The following is an 18,426-nucleotide window of genomic DNA, read 5'->3' as shown; positions in this document are numbered from 1 at the left end:
CGACCCGCAGGTTTAATTAACGACGACCTTCAGCAATAGCGGTTACGGCCTGCAGTTCTGCGGCTTCCTGCTCTTGCTGCTCCTGGCGCTCACGCACGTCGAGGATCTGGTTGTTAATCAGACCTTCTTCGATTTCGCGAAGTGCAATAACGGTGGTTTTATCGTTTTCTTCCGGTACCAGCGGATCTTTACCGCCTACCTGCATCTGACGAGCGCGACGCGCGGCGACCAGCACCAGGTCAAAACGGTTACCAATTTTCTCTACAGCGTCCTGAACAGTTACGCGTGCCATACTTAAAATGCTCCACAGGTGAAGAAATGACTGGGCATGATACTGAAAGTGGGTTCAGTCTGCCAACAGTTTGGTGATTAATGCGTCATGTCGCTGCTTCTGGCGGCTCATACGCAGACGTTCTGCGCGAAGGATGGTTTTGAGATCGCTCAGTGCGGCATCAAAATCATCATTCACAATAAGGTAATCATATTCCGCGTAATGGCTCATTTCTGCAACAGCCTGTTCCATACGCTTTGCGATCACCTCTTCGCTGTCCTGACCGCGGCCACGCAGGCGGCGATCCAGCTCATCTTTCGATGGCGGTAAAATAAAGATACTGCGCGAGTCAGGCATTTTCTTGCGAATCTGCTGCGCGCCCTGCCAGTCGATATCCAGGAACACATTCACGCCCGTGGCCAGAACCTGCTCAATGGTCTCACGTGAGGTGCCGTAGTAATTACCGAACACTTCAGCATGTTCAAGAAACGCGTCTCTGCCGATCATCGCTCTGAATTCGTCGTGATCCACAAAGAAATAGTGTTCACCGTGCACTTCACCCGGACGCGGTTTACGCGTGGTGTGAGAAACAGAAACCTGTGTGTCGTACAACGGTTGGGTTTTTAACAGTGCCTGAATAAGGCTGGATTTACCCGCGCCACTAGGGGCAGAAACAATATAAAGCGTGCCTTGAGCCATGAGAGTCTTTTGTATGTGTTAGCGAAGAAGTCCTACATACGGGCTTATTATACACGTCACCGCCGTGTGACGTAGCCTTTGTCACACTTTTTCCCCTGGATTATTGAATTTTGCGTGCCGTTTTCAGGTTTTATCTGTGGTTTTCAGCAACAAAAAGAAAGACCGGATAGCGCCTCGCACAGTGAAACAAGGTGGTTAGCGTTGTTTTAGCCATCGCGGTATACCTCCTGCAACGTAAAGGAGGGATAGCGATGGGGCGATGGATAAGCGGGTTAATGCTGTTGTGGTGTGGCTATGGCGCGGCGGTGTGCCCGGTGTGGTCGCAGGCTAAAGCTGAAAAAGAGATCGCGTCGTTAAGCGCGCAAATCAAACGCTGGGATGACGCTTACTGGAAGCAGGGCGTGAGCGAGGTTAATGACGACGTTTATGACCAGCTGAACGCCCGCTTAACCCAGTGGCAGCGCTGTTTTGGCAACGATATTTCTGCAAACACCTTGCCTGCGCTGACGGGAAGCGTGACACATCCTGTTGCGCATACGGGGGTTCGTAAAGTTGCCAGCAAAGACGCGCTGGCTCAGTGGATGCACGGCCGAACCTCTCTCTGGATGCAGCCAAAAGTCGACGGCGTGGCGGTGACGCTGGTGTATCGCAACGGAATCCTCGCTCAGGCCATCAGCCGTGGCAATGGACTTAAAGGTGAGGACTGGACGGCACAAGTGCGTTTGATCCCGTCCGTGCCTAAGCACGTATCCGGGGAGCTGGCAAACAGCGTCTTACAGGGGGAGCTTTTCTGGTTGCGTGAGGGCCATGTTCAGCGGCAGATGGGCGGAATGAATGCCCGTGCAAAGGTAGCGGGCGCGATGATGCGACAAAAGGACAAAGCGCCTCTAAACCAGATTGGCGTTTTTATCTGGGCCTGGCCGGACGGTCCGCAGATGATGCAGAACGCGCTGACAGCGCTGTCACAGGCAGGATTTACCCTGACGGCGCGCTACACGGTGCCCGTACAGACGGTTGAAGCTGTTGAAAAACAGCGTCTGGCCTGGCAAAACGCGGCATTACCCTTTGCCACGGACGGCATTGTGGTTCGGTCTTCGGATGTTCCCCCTGGCGATAGCTGGCTACCCGGCGAAGGTAACTGGGTTGTGGCATGGAAGTATTCTCCTGCCGCCCAGGTCGCGGAAGTGAGAGATATTCGTTTTACCGTTGGGCGAACGGGCAAAATCTCCGTAGTGGCAACGCTGGGAGCGGTGCAACTGGATGATAAGCAGGTGCAGCGGGTGAGTCTGGGATCGGTCGCGCGCTGGCAAAGGCTGGATATTGCTCCCGGCGATCAGATACAGGTGAGCCTTGCCGGGCAGGGGATCCCCCGGTTTGATAAGGTTGTCTGGCGTGGGACGGACCGACAAAAGCCGGAACCGCCCGCCACGCGCTTTCATTCCCTGAGCTGCTTTTATGCTTCGCCTGAATGTATGGAGCAGTTCTTTGCCAGGCTGACATGGCTTAGTTCAAAGCAGGTGTTAAACATTGAAGGGTTAGGCGAGTCAGGCTGGCGCACGCTCTGGCAGGCGCATCAGTTTGAGCATCTCTTTTCATGGCTGTTATTAACTCAGGCGCAACTGCAGGCTACACCAGGGTTTTCCTCAGCGCGCGGGCTGGCGCTCTGGCATCAGTTTAATCTGGTGCGTGAGCTGCCGTTTATCCGCTGGCTCATGGCGCTGGGTGTTCCGCTGACGCAGGCTTCGCTGAAGGCTATGGGAGACGTAACGTGGCAAAAGCTGAGCGGACGTAACGCAAAGGACTGGCAAACCTTGCCGGGAACGGGCGAGGAGAAGGCGAGAAAAATTGTCGCATTCATTCACGACCCCGGCGTTGCTGGCCTGGCTGCGTGGCTCGGCCAGCAGGGCGTACCAGGATTTTAGAGCGAGCTTGCTTTAGCTTTGCGCCAGGGGGTATGTCTGTCTGGCGAACTGAAGGTATCGCGAAGCTGATCGTAATCATAGATGTGGCGGCCGCCATCTATCACCGGAATCAGTGTGGGAGCCTGATAGCACGCTTCAAGCACTGAGCTGCACTGATCAACACCCGTTGTGATGCCAAGCCACGTTAACATCAACTCATAATTGCTTGCTGTGGGCCACTGTTCATGTACCCATCCCACTGCTCTTTTTTGGGCATTCAGGGCTTGCTGGCTGTACCAGATAAACTGGGGGACCTGGTAAGCCTCTTTGCTTGGGTTGCGTGAGCCATGCATATAGAGGGAATTGAGTTGCGGGTTTTTTTCCAGCCCATGGTCTGAAAAATAGAGCAGAGAGGATGCGCTTCCCTGCAGACGTTTAACCACTTCGCCAATGAAAGCGTCGGTAAACAGAATCGCGTTATTGTAGCAATCTTCATATTTGTTACCGGTATGCAGAATATTTGCGGATGCGGGATACCGATCGCAGGCCATTTCATGGCTACCGTTAATATGCAGGAAAATTAATTTTTTGCCGGGGGTTTTAAGCGCCTCATCCAGAGCAGGTAAAAGCTCGGTGTCATAACGCGTGTCAATCCACTGGGCTTTCTGGCTGACAGAGGCAATCGCCACAATGTAATTGTTGCTTTTGCCAGTATTACCCTGGGCGCTAATCCATTCGGTGTGATAGCCCGTTTTTTTAGCAACGCTAACGATATTGTCAGCAAGCTTATCGGCGGTGAAGTGGTCCGGATCTGCTTTACTTAATATCATCGGCACGGAAAGAACGGTGGCTGACGCAGGAGCAATAGCATTGCTAAAAATGAGGGCGTCCTTCGCCAGCCCGGCTTCCACAGGCGTGGTATCCTGGTTAAATCCGTAGAGCTGCATATTGCTGCGACGCGCGGATTCACCCACGATAACAACGTAGTTTTCGATGCCCGTGTCCTGATACTGCAAGCCAGGATAATTGACGCTGTGCTGACTAATTTTCTGCGCCAGGGCGTTATCACGATGGGCAATAATAAACTCTGCACCCGTGTAAAACGGCGTATTGGTTAAAATTCGGGAGCTTAGCGGATAATAAACTTCAAGGTCGTGGCGTTTTTTTAGCCAGTTTGCCGTTGAGTACCAACCTAAATAAACGGCAAGCAGAACGAAGCCGATAGCTTTCACCCGGGAAGAAGCATGCTCGCTAGCGGATTTGATTGCATACCAGGTGACAATAAAGTAAGCCACCACGGCGGGTAAACAGTTCAGGTATAAACCCGACATGGTTTTCACTTCGGCGACGTGAGTACCGAGAATACTCATCGCAAAGACGGTGTTAAATTCGCTCTGGTAGACGCTCCATGTACTGTAGGCAATCGCAAAATTCAACGTGAGCAGGGTAGTTAAAACGAATGCGACGATCTTACCGGGAAGCGAGCGATAGACAGCAGCGGCGCAAACCAGTAACAACGCATTACAAATCGCGATGCGCACTGCGAACCGGGCCGGTTGCGTTAAAAATACTGGCCATAATTGAATCAGCACGGAAACGAGCAGCAAAATCAAAAAATGGCTGCTGAGTTTTTTATTAATAATCAGTGCTGACGTTTTGGCAAAAGACATTGTTTAACGCAAATCATTGGGGCAAAGGTGCGATAGTTTATCGCGTTTACCCCGGTAATATGAGATGACAAAAAGTGCTTTTTACTACTTTGTTGTGGTTTTGTTGAGAATTCAATGGGTGTCCTGCGTGTAATGAAAAACAGGCAATCCCAGCTTTAAGCGCAGCGCCAGCAAGCGGGCCGTAAAGCCAAATAATAACGTGGCAATGACCACAACATCATGGCTCGAAACATAATGTTGTAAAGCGATATACAGAACGGCAGAGGCAAAGGATATTCCGGCGTAAAGCTCTTTCTGAAAAACCAGCGGAATACGCTTGCAGAACATATCGCGCAGTACGCCGCCAAATACACCCGTTACGACCGCGGCGATAGTGGCAATGACCGGGCTTTCACCCATATCCAGCGCGATTTGCGCCCCGATAATGGAGAAAACCACCAGACCCAAAGCATCAAGGACTAAAAACAGACGGCGAAGATGGGGCATAACCGGCGCAACGATGGTGGTCAGCACGGCGGCAATCGCGACAATAACAATGTATTCAGGGTTTTTTACCCAGCCAAGCGGATAATGTCCCAGCAGGATATCGCGTACCGATCCGCCTCCCAGGGCTGTGGCGGTAGCAATAATGATCACCCCAAACGTATCCATACGACGGCGACCAGCGGCAAGTGCCCCAGTCATGGCTTCAGCCGTGATCCCAACGAGATAAAGAATATGTAGCAGCATGTCTTCCCCCAGCATGTAGGGCGGCAGAGTAGCGTTTTGTGCAGCAGGTCACTATTTAGTTTTTTTTGTGTGAGCAAGTAAGGACTACTTATTCTAATCCTAAAGCAGGCTTTTTGCCGTTTTCATGGCGTTATTTTGTGTGTTTACGGATTACTTTTTCTCATGAATCAGGGGCGTTGAGTGAAAATCTGACGAAACATTGGCACAAGCGCTTTATTGCCCGTCTCGCTGAGATGGTTATCGTCGAAATAGTGCGGTTCAAGGTTTTTACTTCCCATACACCGCCCAGCGCTGCACAGATAAGGCGTAGGGTCCAGTACCCTCACGCCGCAGGTTTTTGCTGCCTGAGATTGCGCATGCAGTATTGCGCTGTTTCGACTTTGATACTCCGCCAGAGGAATGGAGATATCCTGCGCTTTTTTAGACGTCATTAAGCGATGGGAGAGCGTACGAGGCACGTTTACATCCATTTCGGGAACAGGATTGACCAGCACCACCGGATGTTCGCGATTAAGCGTACAGGCCATCTTTACGATGGACGCCGCATACTGCTGTAAATAGTCTTTACCGTCCAGGGAGCCTGTGTTGAATTTCACCTGCTTTTGCTCAGCATAGTGAGTCAGGCGGTTAACAATGACAACCGGGACGTTGGCCGGGTAGGCTTTTAATTTTTCACTCAGCGAGCGGTTAAATTTGCCGCAGCGTTTACTTTCAAGCAGCGTGGCATCAGCCAGCGTAGGGCAACCGGAATAGGTTACGCCGACCACCGAACCACGATCCGCGGCGGCTGCAGCGAGGGCAGTGGCTGCGGCTTCGGCGTGGCTGTCGCCGATAATAATGGCTGCCGGTGTTCCGGTACCGTAAAAACTCATGTGCGTTTTTGGGTCGGCGGCATAGTTTTTATTGTTCGCTTCGGCGGCTATGCGATCGACCTGCGCATCAGGACGGCTGGCAATCATGTCGTTTTTAACCAGATAACTATATCCCCAGGCCGCCCCGACACTGCTAAACAGAATTATCCAGAATGCGGCAATGCTTCGCTGGTTTAAAAAGCGTTTGGCGGGTTGCTCAATCAATACCCATGAGATCCATCCGAGTAAAAAAGAGAGGGCAATGGCACCGACCACCCAGAGTCCGTTGTGCTGCTGCCCGGCATAAATGAGATACACCGCAACAGGCCAGTGCCACAAATAGACTGAATAAGAACTTAAACCCACCCAGCGAAGGTTACGGTCTGCAAGGCTAATCAGTGAGCTGTCGTTGCTGTAGATGACCAGCATGGTACCGAGGATGGGCAGCAGGGTTAATCCGCCCGGCCAGGCGCTTTCAGTGCTAATGCAAAAAACAGAAGCCGCGATGAGCGTATATCCCATCAGCGTCGTGATTGTGCGCAATGCCCTGGTGAGGATTAAACGGTTTGCCCCATACCAGACGAGGCCGCCGCAGAGCATTTCCCAGGCGCGATAGGGCATCAGATAAAACCGGGTAGCGTCATTCACTGTGGCACTCATGCTGAACCAAAATGCGCCCATCGTGAGTACCAGCAGGCATAACCCAGTATTAACCCATTTTCTGAACGGATATAACGCCATAATGATAAGGGGTAATGCCAGATAAAACTGCCATTCAACCGAGAGTGACCATGTATGCAGGAACCAGTTTTCATGCGAGTCGGTGGCAAAATAATCCCCGGACTCTTTTTTTAACTTTATATTGGATATAAAAATAACAATATAGCCAATATAATTTCCGAGTTTTCGGTATTCATTTGTCGGAAGCCAGAATAAGGTCGCCAGCGCCATGATAATACACAGCATAAGCAATGCAGGGATGATGCGTTTAGAACGCGCAGCGTAAAAGTCTATAAGATTAAACGAACGCTTTTCGAGGCCGGTGGATATAATTTTTGTCATCAGAAAACCAGAGATCACAAAGAAGATATCCACGCCAACAAACCCGCCCGGGAGCAGAGCCGGCGCGAAGTGGTAAAGCACCACGGAAAGAATGGCAACGCCACGCAGCAGGTTGATATCCTGGCGGAATTCGCGGTCAACAGTGAAGCTTTTGCTTTCCTCTAATGTTAAGTTGATGTTTGCCATTCACTTTTCCGATCGCTATTTTATCTTTTAATTAAAACGCCGGAGAGTGTATCAAAACTGATCAGTAATTTCTTATGTTCTGATGCCAAACGAAAAAGGCCACTGCATCCAGCGGCCTTTTAAACTGAGATGAGGAAGGTTACTCGATTGGATCTGAATGTTGAGTAGCGGTGTATAGCGATTGATTACATTGACTTTTCTCTACTCAGGCTTTTCATTATGTACACGTCTATGTACACAGAAAATCGACGCTATACTGAGAATGCTGCTTAATTGAGCAATGCAGCGTGACCACTGCGTCCAGATTGTGCGTTTATTGAGCAGTTTAATCCTATATTTGACGATTATGTCAGTGATGGCACTAAATAAGCTTGAGCGTCGTTGCCCGCTATGACCCAATGATACTCACTATGCCACTATACGTCTGACCCGTCTGAGTAACAGCGACTGGATGACGCTGAAAAAACAGATAGAACAACACGAGCTGCGGATTGTCAGCCTAGATGTACCCACCTCATGGCAGGCGCTGTCAGATAAAGACGCTTCGCAGGCAGACCCAGTCACCCGTGTCGTTATAACCACCATCAACAATATGCTTATCGATCTGATGGCCGCAATGTCTCATAAAGACTGGCTGAGTCGCCGCCAACGACAAAAACAAGGCATTGAACGGGAGCAGACACTGGGTAAATACCGGGGGAAGCAGGCCGATCATGAGCGGCATCAGAAAGTTATGTACTACCGGCAGGTTAAGAAATTGAGCATTCAGGAAACCGCAGATGCAACGGGCTACAGCCCTTCCCAGATTTGCCGAATTCAGCTACTTCATAAAAAATAACTATATGATTTAATAAAAAATATACAATCAAGGGCTAGTACTCAAAACATTCGCATCCATGTTTACATTTAATTACAAATGTTCGCTATTCGTACACATTTCGTGTGTGTAATAGTCTGATACCACATTTTGCTAAAACAATGAAAGAGGGATTTTATGTCAAATATCAGAGAATTAAGTTTTGATGAAATAGCGCAGGTAAGCGGTGGTGGAAACGCAGGTGACCATGACCACAATTATGGTGGCTCCAAGAGTTCAGGTCGTTCAGGAGGTTGGGGAGCCCCAGCAACAACGGCTAATAATGCCGGATTTGTCATTATTGGTGGGGTACTGACGGCTGTAGCTACAGGTATTGGCGGTCCTATTGCTGGAACCGTGGTAGGAACGGCCTTTGCGGCTGCATCTCAGTCTTTGCCTAACGATAGTAACAATAACAGGGGCGGTGGCTCCTGGCACGATACAAACCCTGGTGGAATGGTTGGGGAATGCCGCTGGTAAGTCAATTTGAAAAATGCTGCCGTTAATCACGGCGGCATCCTAATATAATTGTTCAGTAAACCACTAAGTTCCCAACACCAAGATTGATGATATATATGGAATCTTCAACAGGTGTGAGTGTTATGAATTAAGAGGGAAGAGTATGTTTCTTTATATATGGAGAGAGTTTTTTACTGGCTGGAAAAAAAGGAAAATCACGCGGTTAAGAGCATTTTGTTACCAGTTTCTTATATTGTCCCTTCAGTTATTCATTGCGTTTTTATCAGCAAAAACAATGAAACTTTCTGCAATGGGAGAAATATCTATCTTGATAGCTATGAGTATGTTTTCATTACTGGCTGCATTGCTTGTTGCAACAGTTTATTGCAGCATGCTGATCATGACAAAAAGAATTAGAGACTTGGGTTTTAAGTATTGCTTTATCATTACTATCTTTACATTCTCTGCCAATTTTTGTGCGTTAAAGTTGAGAGGTTTCCACTCAACTCAGCTCATGAATCATGACTATTTGTATATCCTTAATTATGTTTTTTATGTATTGATTGTTATCTGGAATCTTTATGTTATGGTAGGAAAATCAAAATAAACCCCTTTTTTAAAAAGGGGGGCTATTATTTGATCATGTGTTCATTTTTAGTTGCGGAGGTTTCATGTTCTGTTCATCTTCATATTTTAAATCAAAAAAGAAAGAGATTTTTGTTCAGGTGATTGCTTATTTTATTTCTATATTATTAATCACCACAATATTTCATTCCATTGATAAGTCATGGGGTGTTGTGTCTATTTCATCACATGTGGCAAACATACTGATTAGCATATGTGTTATCCATTCATGTTATCGAGTATCATTATTAGTGACAACTAATATATTTAAATTATTCAATGTATAATAAGCTTGAATTTTTCTTTTGTAAAAGACAACCATTATAAAAATATTAAAAAGATTATATAATTATGAGCATATTTAGAGAGGAGGCATTAAAACACCATAATGATACCGGGTACGGAGATATTGTTTTACCCGCGTCATTTGGCATGTCAGTATGCGCTGTAGCTACACTACTGATAGTTCTGTGCATCTCACTATTCGTTTATTATGGTAGTTATACTCGCAAGGCTCATCTTAGTGGAATTGTGATGCCTTCATCAGGGCTGGTAAAAATCACACCGCAATATGCCGGCTCTATCACCCAGCTGACGGCTTCAGAGGGCCAGCATGTTATGGCTGGTGAATCCCTCTACCATATCAGCGGCGAGCATTATAACGGACAGGGCACTGGTACGCTGGCTGCCATGAGCCTGTCCCTGAAGACTCAGTATGCCATGCTGTCTTCCCAGCAGACGCTGGAATGGCGTGACAATAGTCAGCAGCAGCTGGCCATACAACAGCGAATTACCTCCCTGAAACAACAGATGAAAAGTGCGGAGCAGCGCCTGTCGCTTGCCGGGCAACAGACTATGCTGGCCAAGTCCGTCATGGAACGTTATAAAACACTGGCTGGCACGCATTACGTCTCAGATATCGAATACAAGCAGAAGCAGATTGACGTTTCTACGGCACAGCAAAACGTTGAGGATCAGCGTCAGGGACTTCTGCAACTACACACGGCAATGGAGGCTGCTGAAGATGACCTTAACCATCTCATCGTTCAGGGGGAAAGCCGGAAAGCCGAGCTGGACAGGCAGTTGCAGGGGATCAGGCAACAGCAGGACGAACTGGCCGGACAGGAGAACTTCACTCTGACGGCGCCAGTATCCGGTACCGTTGCGGCAGTACTTGTCAGACAGGGACAGTCTGTCAGAGCCTCTGAACCCGTTATGACTCTTGTACCCGACAATGCGCGTCTGCAGATAGAACTCTATGCCACCAGTCAGAACGCCGGTTTTATTCAGTCCGGGCAGCGTGTTGCACTGCGGTTCGCCGCCTTCCCCTACCAGAAGTTTGGTGTTCAGTACGGGACTATCCGTGAGATCAGCCGTATAACGCTGACCCCTTCGGATTTGCTCTCCGTATCACCTGTGACCTGGAAGGAAAATGAGGGGCATTACCGCGTCATCGTTGAACCTGAGAAAACCTTTATTCTGGCTTATGGAAAAAAAGAACTCCTTCGTCCCGGTATGACCCTTGAAGGGGACGTCAGCCTTGATACACGTCATTTATGGGAGTGGCTGACGGAACCACTCTGGAGTCTGAAAGGAAAACTGTAATGGGATCACTTAACTGGACAGGGATAAAACTGCTCCCCGTTATCCGGCAGACAGAGTCAGCAGAATGTGGACTGGCGTGTCTGGCAATGATGGCCTGCTGGCATGGTCTGCAGACGGATTTACCCACACTCCGTGAACGCTTCAGTGTCAGTACTCAGGGAATGACTCTGCAAAGGCTGATTGAGTGTGCAGCGGGTATCAGCCTGTCTTCCCGAGCCGTCAGGTTAGAGCCGGAAGACCTGAAGTCCCTCTCTCTTCCGTGCATTCTCCACTGGAATATGAATCATTTCGTCGTGCTACATAAAGTTCGTGGGAGCAGACTGGTTATTCATGATCCGGACAAGGGAAAGGTCTCGCTTTCCCTGCAAGAGGCAGGAAAGCACTTTACTGGTATTGCGCTGGAGCTGTTACCTGCCAGTGACTTTACAGCCAGGGATGAAAGAAAAAAAATTCGCCTGCGCCAGCTGACTGGCAAGACGCCTGGCCTGCTGCCTGCAATGTTGCGCATTATCATTTTTGCCTTGATGTTAGAGATCCTGACGCTGGGAAGCCCTCTTCTGAACCAGCTGGTGATCGATGAGGTTCTGGTGGCCGCTGATCGAAGCCTGTTGACCGTCATTATCATTGCACTATTGTTGTTGTCTCTGACTCAGATGCTACTGTCACTGGCCCGTCAGTGGGCCAGTATAACCTTATCCGTCAATTTTAATATGCAGTGGACGGCCCGGGTGTTCCATCATCTGGTTCGACTCCCTCTGTCATGGTTTGATGCGCGCAGTAAGGGAAGTATTAACGCCCGGTTTGAAGCCGTAGATACAATTCAGCAGGCGCTGACCACACAGGTACTCGAAGGTATTCTGGATGTGCTGCTTGTGGTGACCGCGTTCTGCATGATGCTGCTGTACAGCCCTGAAATGACGCTGATAGCAGTACTTGCTGCCATTTTTTACGGTGTGCTGAGAGCGCTATGGTATCCCTCCCTGCGGCAGTCGGCAGAAGATGCCTGGGATGCAGGTGCAAGGGAGTCCGGTCATTTTCTGGAAACTCTCAACGGGATACTGAGCCTGAGAATAAACGGTGTGACCGCTCACCGAGAAGCCGCATGGCTGAATCTCAACGTCACCCGCAGAAATACGCAGCTACGCCAGAGCCGTCTTCTGATGTGTTATGACATTGCGCACACCCTGACCGGCAGCGTGGTATCGGTGGTTATTTTGTGGAAAGGTGCCGGTGAAGTTCTGAACGGCACCTTTACTGTCGGTATGCTGGTTGCTTATATGTCTTATCAGATGCGTTTTTCTTCGAGTATCAGCAGCCTGACCGATAAGATTTTTGCCTGGCGCATGCTTGATGTCTATAACGAGCGTCTGGCTGATATTGTGTTGACCCCGACAGAAGACCATCAGCAACAGCCCGTGCAGGAAGACAGTCGGTCTTCAGCCATTCCTTCTGTTTTTCGTGGAGCAGTGTCCGAAGATACCCACCTCCCGTTATCCCTTGAACACATAATATTCAGTCACAAAGGGAGCAACACATCAATACTCCGGGGGGTATCGCTGACTCTGCATCCTGGAGAAGTGGTGGCCATTACCGGTAAATCGGGATGCGGAAAATCAACACTGGTAAACCTTATCCTGGGGATCCATTTACCTGATGAAGGAACGATCAGAACGTTTGGCATACCGCAAGCGCACCCGGATTATTTTCATGTACGCCGGCGAATCGGTACAGTGCTGCAGGATGACCATCTTTTCAGGGGATCCATTGCAGATAACATCATTTTCTTCAGTGAGGACCACAATCATAAGCGAATGATCCACTGTGCCCGGCTGGCGCTCATCGACAGCGATATCATGGCAATGCCGATGGGATATCAGACATTAATTGGTGAAACTGGTGGAGGACTTTCCGGAGGGCAAAAGCAGCGCATTCTGTTGGCAAGGGCGTTATACAAGGAACCAGGATTTTTATTACTGGATGAAGCGACCAGCCACCTTGATGTTGAGAGTGAAATCCAGATAAGTCAGACATTACGTCAGCTGGGACTCCCGGTCTTGCTGATTGCCCATCGCCCGGAAACCCTAGCCTCTGCAGACCGGATTCTGTATTTATCTGACGGAAATTTAAGGGAGCTGAATCACATGAACACAGTCGATGATGGCGATCTTGTTTATGAATGACAGGTCAAAAATAAGCCTTAACGTACAATAATTTTCTATATCCAAACTGCCCCCCTCTTCATGGCTTACTGGGGTGTCTGGCAGACACTCCAGTCGTTGATTAATTGCTCGGCTGAGAGCGTTAAAAAGTTTGTGTCATTCCAGCCATCAGAAAACAGACGCTATACTGAAAATGCCGCTTAATTGAGCAACGCAGCGTGACCACTGCGTCCAGACTGTATATTTATCGAACAGTTCTATTTCGTGCTCTGCAATGAGTCTTTCGACTTTGCGAGGCAAGCGTGGGTATTGCATAGTTGCCAGCATGTAGCGCTTCATTTCAGCGATGCTGGGAGCGTCTGGCAAGGTACAAAGAAGCCCTCTTTCCAATAACACATCTCCCAAATCTTTCGAGTAGACCCGGAGTCGCTCGAAGGGATTTCTCATCTCTGAAAGGTGGGCCAGCATTAAAACGTTACCCTTCTTGCTTGTGGGTTTAGTGTTTGGCCTGTACGAGCCTCAATTCGCAAGAATTGCTGATACTCATCAAAATTAATGTTAATGAATTTGGCTCTTTCCTTAAATACCAGTTTTCTATCGCTGTTAACATCAACTTTTCCATAGCAAAGGATGTGTAAAAGCGAGCGGCAACTTCCTATCCTTAGTCCCGGTAAACCATTTTCCTTATCAAAGTATGCTGTTTTTGCTGAACGTTCTAAGCCCCATATATAATCATCCAATTTGCATTTGTAGACGTCAAGAGCGACATCGATTTGTGTAATCCATGCCTGCGCCAGCAGCTGGTAGAATATTCCTCCTAATCGACTATTTATCCACGACAGCAAATGATCTATTTTTGTGGGCTTCATATGTTGGGGGCGAAAATCTAGACGTATTCCTCCTGTATTACGAATTATTGGAGAATAATCTATTCGCAACAGTACAGGTGAGTGTTTCTTCTTCCCTCGGATCAATAATGCTTTTCGATAAGGTTTCCCAACTTTGTTAAGGATATATTGAACGCGATATTGTTTGAATTCCTTGTGTCTCATCCTTTTCAGTTTTGCATATGTAATCTTCATTTCGGTATTTTTATCGAATTGACTTACAACACATAGCTTATCAACTCGCATTTTTAACTTTTGATCTCTGGTATTAATGCCAATGTCAAGTGAACAACAAAACTCTATGTTTCGTTTGTTAAGTTTCATTTATATCCCTTACAGAAATAACTATTGGTATGGGATAGTGAGTATTGAATCAGATAATCACTATCCCTATAGATGTGCATATAACGTGCTATTAGAGCGATGAGCTTTTTCGCTCAATTTCTTCTTGTTTCTGATAGCGGTACTTTCTGGCGGCTGGTAATCCACAACTGTACTTCCTCTTCTCTCCACGCTACTGAGCGAGAAGATGCGTTTACAGAACCAGTCAGGCGAACTGGTTCAGGGAAATGACCTGCTTTGATTTGGCGATAGAGCGTAGCGCGTGAGAAAGCACAGTATTCAAGGACTGTTTTGATCTTGATTAGGCGTAGAGCAGTCATGGTTAAAGCCTGTTTAGTTAACGCATCCAATTGATGCTCCCCGTTTTTACAGATTTTTCAGAATGAATGGTTTTTGCGATAAAAAATGCCTCTTTATCAGGGGATGAGGGATGGGGTTGTTCATTAACCTATTGTTAAATATGACGATATTTTTTGTCTTTTTTGTAACATTTTTATCTGATCATCAGATTTTTTACATGGTAATCTGATCATCAGATCTAAATTTGACAGTTTGAAGCTTGTCAGTGATCTGATGATCAGAAAATCATAAGGGGTTGGTAATGGCGTTAAAGCACATAAAATCGAGCGAACTTGATGATTCTTTTGAATTTAAGACTGATGATGAAGTGGAGGATTTCGAGGACGAAGAAAAGGATGGTGGATCTAAGGGTATTGATGAATCTTTAAAAGCTCGACGTAAAGCCAATATTGAGTATCAGAACACACGCAAAAAGCAGCTTGAAAAAATAGGAAGGAATCATATTCAACTTAGGCTTGATGATGAAATTTTTGAAAAATTAAGTGATTTGTGTGAGGTGCTAGGTTATAAGAGACCTAAGCCTCAAATGCACAATCTTGTTGAAATGTATTCGGTAATTTTTAAATATTTACTAAGAACTAGCGATGAAAGTTTTGGATATTCTCCGACTACTAGCCGATCAATTAAAACATTAGGTGTCTATAAGTATGTTGATCATCTTAGTAATGAAAAAATTGGCCGAAGGATGCTATTCTCGCAGAGCTAAAAAATAAGGGAGGCAAAATTTATATAAACAAAATTGGGGAAAACGCGGCCTATCAGGTAACGAAAAATTTCTTGAACGATTCTTTGATAAAAATAAAATTCTTAAACTACTTACAGAAATGGATGATGCTGTCTGAATATCAGACGGTAGTCATATTTTTGGAAGAAATGAGACTTTACTTTTAAGTCTCATTTCGTATATTCATCTAAGAGCATAATCAGTACACGTCTTTGCTCATGGGTTAATAGAGGCCATATCTGATCAAAACGATTTTTTAAATCGGCATCCTTGACTGGCACAAAATCTTGCTGGTTCTTAGATTCATTGTCTAATGTTGAAAAGCAGTCAATAAAAAACCAACTAATAGGTGTATTCAATTTAATAGCGATGTTAACAAGATGTGCCACATTGATCTTGTTTGTACCACGTTCATAGCGCGAGAGTTGCTGATGAGAGATATCGACAAGTTCGGCTAGGTGCTGAGCTGTTATCCCTAGCTCTTTACGTCGCATCTGAATGCTCTGTCCTACCTGTTTATCTGCAATATCTGAAGATAACTGAGCCATATACCACCAATCCAATTAATGTCTATAGATGGAAGTTTGTGGGCTTTTTGCTCTCGCATAAGCATCATCTATGGATTATAAATGTATTTTTGCTCTTCTATGGCTTTTGCCTGGAGTGCTGAACTGAGATATGAGGATTCATATGACTTTTACTGTAGTCATGCTCATCAAGGATGGTCCATGTTGATAAGGTCATGATTGAAGCTCTTAGTGGGCGTACGTAATGAAAAAACAAAAAATACTTATTATTGAATCACGCAGCGATCTGGATATTTATGATGAAAGATACGAGGGAAATACGCTTAAGAAGGTTTTGGAGTTACAGGGTGTATCTGCAAAATGTACTGAGGTAGTTAATGAGGGAATGCTAGTAAAAGCATTAAAGATAGCGCAACGAGAACACATTAAATATGTACATATTAGTGCTCATAGAGCGAGTGATGGTTTTATTTTAACAGATGAGGTATTTATTTCATGGAGGGATTTTGATCGTATAGTATGGCCTATATTAAGAGGAAAGTGTATTTGCTTTTCTAGTTGTTCAGTCGGTAGGGGCGCAGAACAATTATTTGATTCCCATAAGTCTTTTTGCAACGCGATTATTGGCCCCACAAGAGATATTACTTGGGGAGAGGGACTTGTTGCATATTCTGCATTTTATCATCGAGCACAGTCGTATGAGAAATCCTCCTTCCAGGATGTTCGAGTAATAAATCATATTGTTGGTGCGGGGACGTTCAAGCTCATAGAATCCCCATATATATCATCTACCTACACAATTGATGGTTTTCTCAAATATGTTTATTAGGTTTATAAATTAAGGGTGTCTCATGGTAAATATCATAAACAAAAAATCTTTATTCATTCTTTCAATGATGACTTGCAGTGCAAATTATGCTGCTTCTTTTGATTGTAATAAAGCCTCTTCAGATGTTGAAAAAATGATTTGCTCAGATCATAAGTTAAGTCGTTTGGATGATTATCTATCCCGAAACTATAAAATAGCTATGGGTCCTGATATGCCTGAAGGATCTAAATCTCAAATTAGAAAATCACAAATGGATTGGTTTGATAAAAGAAACGCTTGTACTGATACGCAATGTATAGAAAAAATGTACGCTAAGCAGATTGATTATCTCAGGAATGAATGTTTTGATCATCTTAGTGGTAGAACTGAATATATTAAATTTTCCGAAGCAATAGATAAGATACAGAGAGAAATAGATTCTAAAGAATATAACAGAACTCACAAGAAGCCTGAGGAAGTCATCAAGGAAATATCTGTCAAGAATACTAACAAAGTGCAACAATTAGGATTTAATAAAAGACAGTTAGAATCAACTATGTTTTTAGATGGGTTTCGGAGTTATTTTGAATACCATACCCTTAATGAATGTTTATCCTTGATTTTTGAGCTGTCTGATTTAATAACACTAGAAAAAATAACTTACAAAGATCATGTTGGATTTAAAATAAAAACTGCAGGGCGGCCTTATTCGGGGTTTATTTTTAGAGAAGAGAAAGGTGAGATTTATTTAACCGGTCTCGTGTCAGGCGATAAAATTATAGAGGCTACTACCGAAAGTGACATGCGAGAGCTTGCTCGTATATTCTTGAGCTATACAGGCTATGTTATTGATAATAATAACTCTAAGGATTTATGATGGGTCTTGTAATGAGAGATGCCTATTGTAACCTTCACATCTCAGGCTTATAATTTTATCTATACAAAAAATAGTGTTACATTTGAAGGCGATAATTAAATAGGTAGGTGTAATGGGGCCTGCCTATTTACTCAAAACTTACTTCGAATATAATTATATCTTAGCTTCTGGTAGATCTTTATTTATATAAGAGCGGTTGGAATAATGCACAGTAGATAGATAGTCAGATAACATATCCTGAGGTGGTATAGTATTATTTTTCTCACGAGCCCACCCATCATACGTTCGTACTTCAATAAATGGATTTGATAAACATTTTTGAATCCAACGCTCCTCTTTTCTATTATTCTTTAACTCCGAATCTCGCCCATAGATTAAAATTCCCCTTACTGCAAAAAATGGTGGTAAGTCATTATAAGACTTTAGTGGGACTAATATATCTCGAAAGGCATCTTGGTTTCTGGCACACCAACCCAGCCAATCTTCCACTTGTCCGTATGCGTGATTGAAATTTTGAGTAAAAGAACCATCTTTATTAAAGATTGATTTAGAAGGCTTTTCGATCTCAATAAGATAAACATATGTAGGTCCAGAACGAGGATTTACCCATGCAAAATCTGTAACAAAATCGACACCTAACGGAAGCTTAGCGATCAATACACTTGATAATGCATAGGCTGTGCCTATGATTGAAGCTGGATGTTTTTCGAAAAATTTCTGTACTGCGACTTCTTCGGGAACAGTATTAATTAATTTTATCAATTCATTCATTTAGATATCCATTGTCAGTCAAACTAATTGTGTGAGTTAATACTTACAATTAGCCGTT

The 18,426-nt window shown here is 45.6% G+C and carries 15 protein-coding genes and 2 pseudogenes; 8 read left to right on the top strand and 9 right to left on the bottom strand.

What is annotated here, in order from left to right; all coding sequences use genetic code 11:
* Positions 1–16: 16 nt before the first annotated feature.
* Positions 17–292: a DNA-directed RNA polymerase subunit omega gene (gene rpoZ, locus LDK53_RS06070; RefSeq protein WP_000135058.1), complete on the bottom strand. Its 276-nt coding sequence runs from the start codon at positions 290–292 to the stop codon at positions 17–19.
* Positions 293–346: 54 nt separating this feature from the next.
* Positions 347–970 carry a guanylate kinase gene (gene gmk, locus LDK53_RS06065; RefSeq protein WP_025757029.1) on the bottom strand — a complete coding sequence of 208 codons (624 nt, stop codon included), beginning with the start codon at positions 968–970 and terminating at the stop codon, positions 347–349.
* A gap of 251 nt (positions 971–1,221) precedes the next feature.
* On the opposite strand from gmk, the gene ligB reads away from it, so the two are divergent.
* Positions 1,222–2,892, top strand: a complete 1,671-nt coding sequence (gene ligB / locus LDK53_RS06060; protein WP_225284951.1) for an NAD-dependent DNA ligase LigB — start codon at positions 1,222–1,224, stop codon at positions 2,890–2,892.
* Here ligB and LDK53_RS06055 read toward each other — a convergent pair.
* From LDK53_RS06055 to LDK53_RS06045, 3 genes are all read right to left on the bottom strand, one after another.
* The gene (locus LDK53_RS06055; protein WP_225284949.1) at positions 2,889–4,541 is read right to left on the bottom strand and encodes a phosphoethanolamine transferase; all 1,653 of its coding nucleotides are present in this window, start codon (positions 4,539–4,541) and stop codon (positions 2,889–2,891) included. The two genes, ligB and LDK53_RS06055, sit on opposite strands and share 4 nt — an antisense overlap.
* Before the next feature lie 111 nt (positions 4,542–4,652).
* Entirely contained in the window at positions 4,653–5,270 is a 618-nt protein-coding gene (locus LDK53_RS06050; protein ID WP_025757032.1) for a trimeric intracellular cation channel family protein, read from the bottom strand.
* A 167-nt stretch (positions 5,271–5,437) separates the two neighbouring features.
* On the bottom strand, positions 5,438–7,369 hold the full coding sequence (locus LDK53_RS06045) for an acyltransferase family protein (protein ID WP_225284947.1): 1,932 nt from the start codon (positions 7,367–7,369) through the stop codon (positions 5,438–5,440).
* 421 nt (positions 7,370–7,790) lie between these two features.
* Between LDK53_RS06045 and LDK53_RS06040 the strand changes: the two are divergent.
* The 4 genes and pseudogenes from LDK53_RS06040 to LDK53_RS06025 form a co-directional block, all read left to right on the top strand.
* Positions 7,791–8,207: pseudogene (locus LDK53_RS06040) on the top strand (resolvase); the annotation flags it as partial.
* Between the two features lie 156 nt (positions 8,208–8,363).
* The gene (locus tag LDK53_RS06035; RefSeq protein ID WP_225284946.1) at positions 8,364–8,705 is read left to right on the top strand and encodes a hypothetical protein; all 342 of its coding nucleotides are present in this window, start codon (positions 8,364–8,366) and stop codon (positions 8,703–8,705) included.
* A gap of 954 nt (positions 8,706–9,659) precedes the next feature.
* Positions 9,660–10,913, top strand: a complete 1,254-nt coding sequence (locus LDK53_RS06030) for an HlyD family secretion protein (protein WP_225284944.1) — start codon at positions 9,660–9,662, stop codon at positions 10,911–10,913.
* Entirely contained in the window at positions 10,913–13,093 is a 2,181-nt protein-coding gene (locus tag LDK53_RS06025) for a peptidase domain-containing ABC transporter (protein WP_225284942.1), read from the top strand. The genes LDK53_RS06030 and LDK53_RS06025 overlap by 1 nt, the downstream gene beginning before the upstream one ends.
* A 147-nt stretch (positions 13,094–13,240) precedes the next feature.
* On the opposite strand, the pseudogene LDK53_RS06020 reads toward LDK53_RS06025, so the two are convergent.
* Positions 13,241–14,283 (bottom strand): annotated as a pseudogene (locus LDK53_RS06020) (hypothetical protein).
* A gap of 113 nt (positions 14,284–14,396) precedes the next feature.
* Positions 14,397–14,651, bottom strand: coding sequence for a helix-turn-helix transcriptional regulator (locus LDK53_RS06015; protein ID WP_412174822.1), 255 nt, complete (start codon positions 14,649–14,651; stop codon positions 14,397–14,399).
* 251 nt (positions 14,652–14,902) lie between these two features.
* Here LDK53_RS06015 and LDK53_RS06010 point away from each other — a divergent pair, with 251 nt between their 5' ends.
* Complete coding sequence (locus tag LDK53_RS06010) at positions 14,903–15,367, top strand: hypothetical protein (RefSeq protein WP_225284941.1); 465 nt, start codon at positions 14,903–14,905, stop codon at positions 15,365–15,367.
* A gap of 188 nt (positions 15,368–15,555) precedes the next feature.
* Here the strand turns inward: LDK53_RS06010 and LDK53_RS06005 are convergent, their stop codons facing one another.
* Positions 15,556–15,933 (bottom strand): helix-turn-helix domain-containing protein, encoded by a 378-nt coding sequence (locus tag LDK53_RS06005; protein WP_225284939.1) that lies wholly within the window; start codon positions 15,931–15,933, stop codon positions 15,556–15,558.
* A gap of 223 nt (positions 15,934–16,156) precedes the next feature.
* Here LDK53_RS06005 and LDK53_RS06000 point away from each other — a divergent pair, with 223 nt between their 5' ends.
* Both LDK53_RS06000 and LDK53_RS05995 read left to right on the top strand, forming a co-directional pair.
* Positions 16,157–16,741 carry a hypothetical protein gene (locus LDK53_RS06000; RefSeq protein WP_225284938.1) on the top strand — a complete coding sequence of 195 codons (585 nt, stop codon included), beginning with the start codon at positions 16,157–16,159 and terminating at the stop codon, positions 16,739–16,741.
* Between the two features lie 22 nt (positions 16,742–16,763).
* Positions 16,764–17,597 carry a lysozyme inhibitor LprI family protein gene (locus LDK53_RS05995; RefSeq protein WP_225284937.1) on the top strand — a complete coding sequence of 278 codons (834 nt, stop codon included), beginning with the start codon at positions 16,764–16,766 and terminating at the stop codon, positions 17,595–17,597.
* Between the two features lie 153 nt (positions 17,598–17,750).
* Here LDK53_RS05995 and LDK53_RS05990 read toward each other — a convergent pair whose 3' ends face one another.
* On the bottom strand, positions 17,751–18,368 hold the full coding sequence (locus tag LDK53_RS05990) for a Shedu immune nuclease family protein (protein ID WP_225284936.1): 618 nt from the start codon (positions 18,366–18,368) through the stop codon (positions 17,751–17,753).
* Positions 18,369–18,426: the final 58 nt, after the last annotated feature.

The organism is Enterobacter sp. K16B (assembly GCF_020216105.1).
In the GTDB taxonomy this organism is placed as follows: Bacteria; Pseudomonadota; Gammaproteobacteria; order Enterobacterales; family Enterobacteriaceae; genus Enterobacter; species Enterobacter sichuanensis.
This window is presented reverse-complemented; position numbering and strand designations above follow the sequence as displayed.

What these genes read in the sequence shown, in the direction of transcription:
- rpoZ (WP_000135058.1), bottom strand. Translation starts at nt 292, where the DNA reads ATGGCACGCGTAACTGTTCAGGACGCTGTAGAGAAAATTGGTAACCGT.
- gmk (WP_025757029.1), bottom strand. Translation starts at nt 970, where the DNA reads ATGGCTCAAGGCACGCTTTATATTGTTTCTGCCCCTAGTGGCGCGGGT.
- ligB (WP_225284951.1), top strand. Translation starts at nt 1,222, where the DNA reads ATGGGGCGATGGATAAGCGGGTTAATGCTGTTGTGGTGTGGCTATGGC.
- LDK53_RS06055 (WP_225284949.1), bottom strand. Translation starts at nt 4,541, where the DNA reads ATGTCTTTTGCCAAAACGTCAGCACTGATTATTAATAAAAAACTCAGC.
- LDK53_RS06050 (WP_025757032.1), bottom strand. Translation starts at nt 5,270, where the DNA reads ATGCTGCTACATATTCTTTATCTCGTTGGGATCACGGCTGAAGCCATG.
- LDK53_RS06045 (WP_225284947.1), bottom strand. Translation starts at nt 7,369, where the DNA reads ATGGCAAACATCAACTTAACATTAGAGGAAAGCAAAAGCTTCACTGTT.
- LDK53_RS06035 (WP_225284946.1), top strand. Translation starts at nt 8,364, where the DNA reads ATGTCAAATATCAGAGAATTAAGTTTTGATGAAATAGCGCAGGTAAGC.
- LDK53_RS06030 (WP_225284944.1), top strand. Translation starts at nt 9,660, where the DNA reads ATGAGCATATTTAGAGAGGAGGCATTAAAACACCATAATGATACCGGG.
- LDK53_RS06025 (WP_225284942.1), top strand. Translation starts at nt 10,913, where the DNA reads ATGGGATCACTTAACTGGACAGGGATAAAACTGCTCCCCGTTATCCGG.
- LDK53_RS06010 (WP_225284941.1), top strand. Translation starts at nt 14,903, where the DNA reads ATGGCGTTAAAGCACATAAAATCGAGCGAACTTGATGATTCTTTTGAA.
- LDK53_RS06005 (WP_225284939.1), bottom strand. Translation starts at nt 15,933, where the DNA reads ATGGCTCAGTTATCTTCAGATATTGCAGATAAACAGGTAGGACAGAGC.
- LDK53_RS06000 (WP_225284938.1), top strand. Translation starts at nt 16,157, where the DNA reads ATGAAAAAACAAAAAATACTTATTATTGAATCACGCAGCGATCTGGAT.
- LDK53_RS05995 (WP_225284937.1), top strand. Translation starts at nt 16,764, where the DNA reads ATGGTAAATATCATAAACAAAAAATCTTTATTCATTCTTTCAATGATG.
- LDK53_RS05990 (WP_225284936.1), bottom strand. Translation starts at nt 18,368, where the DNA reads ATGAATGAATTGATAAAATTAATTAATACTGTTCCCGAAGAAGTCGCA.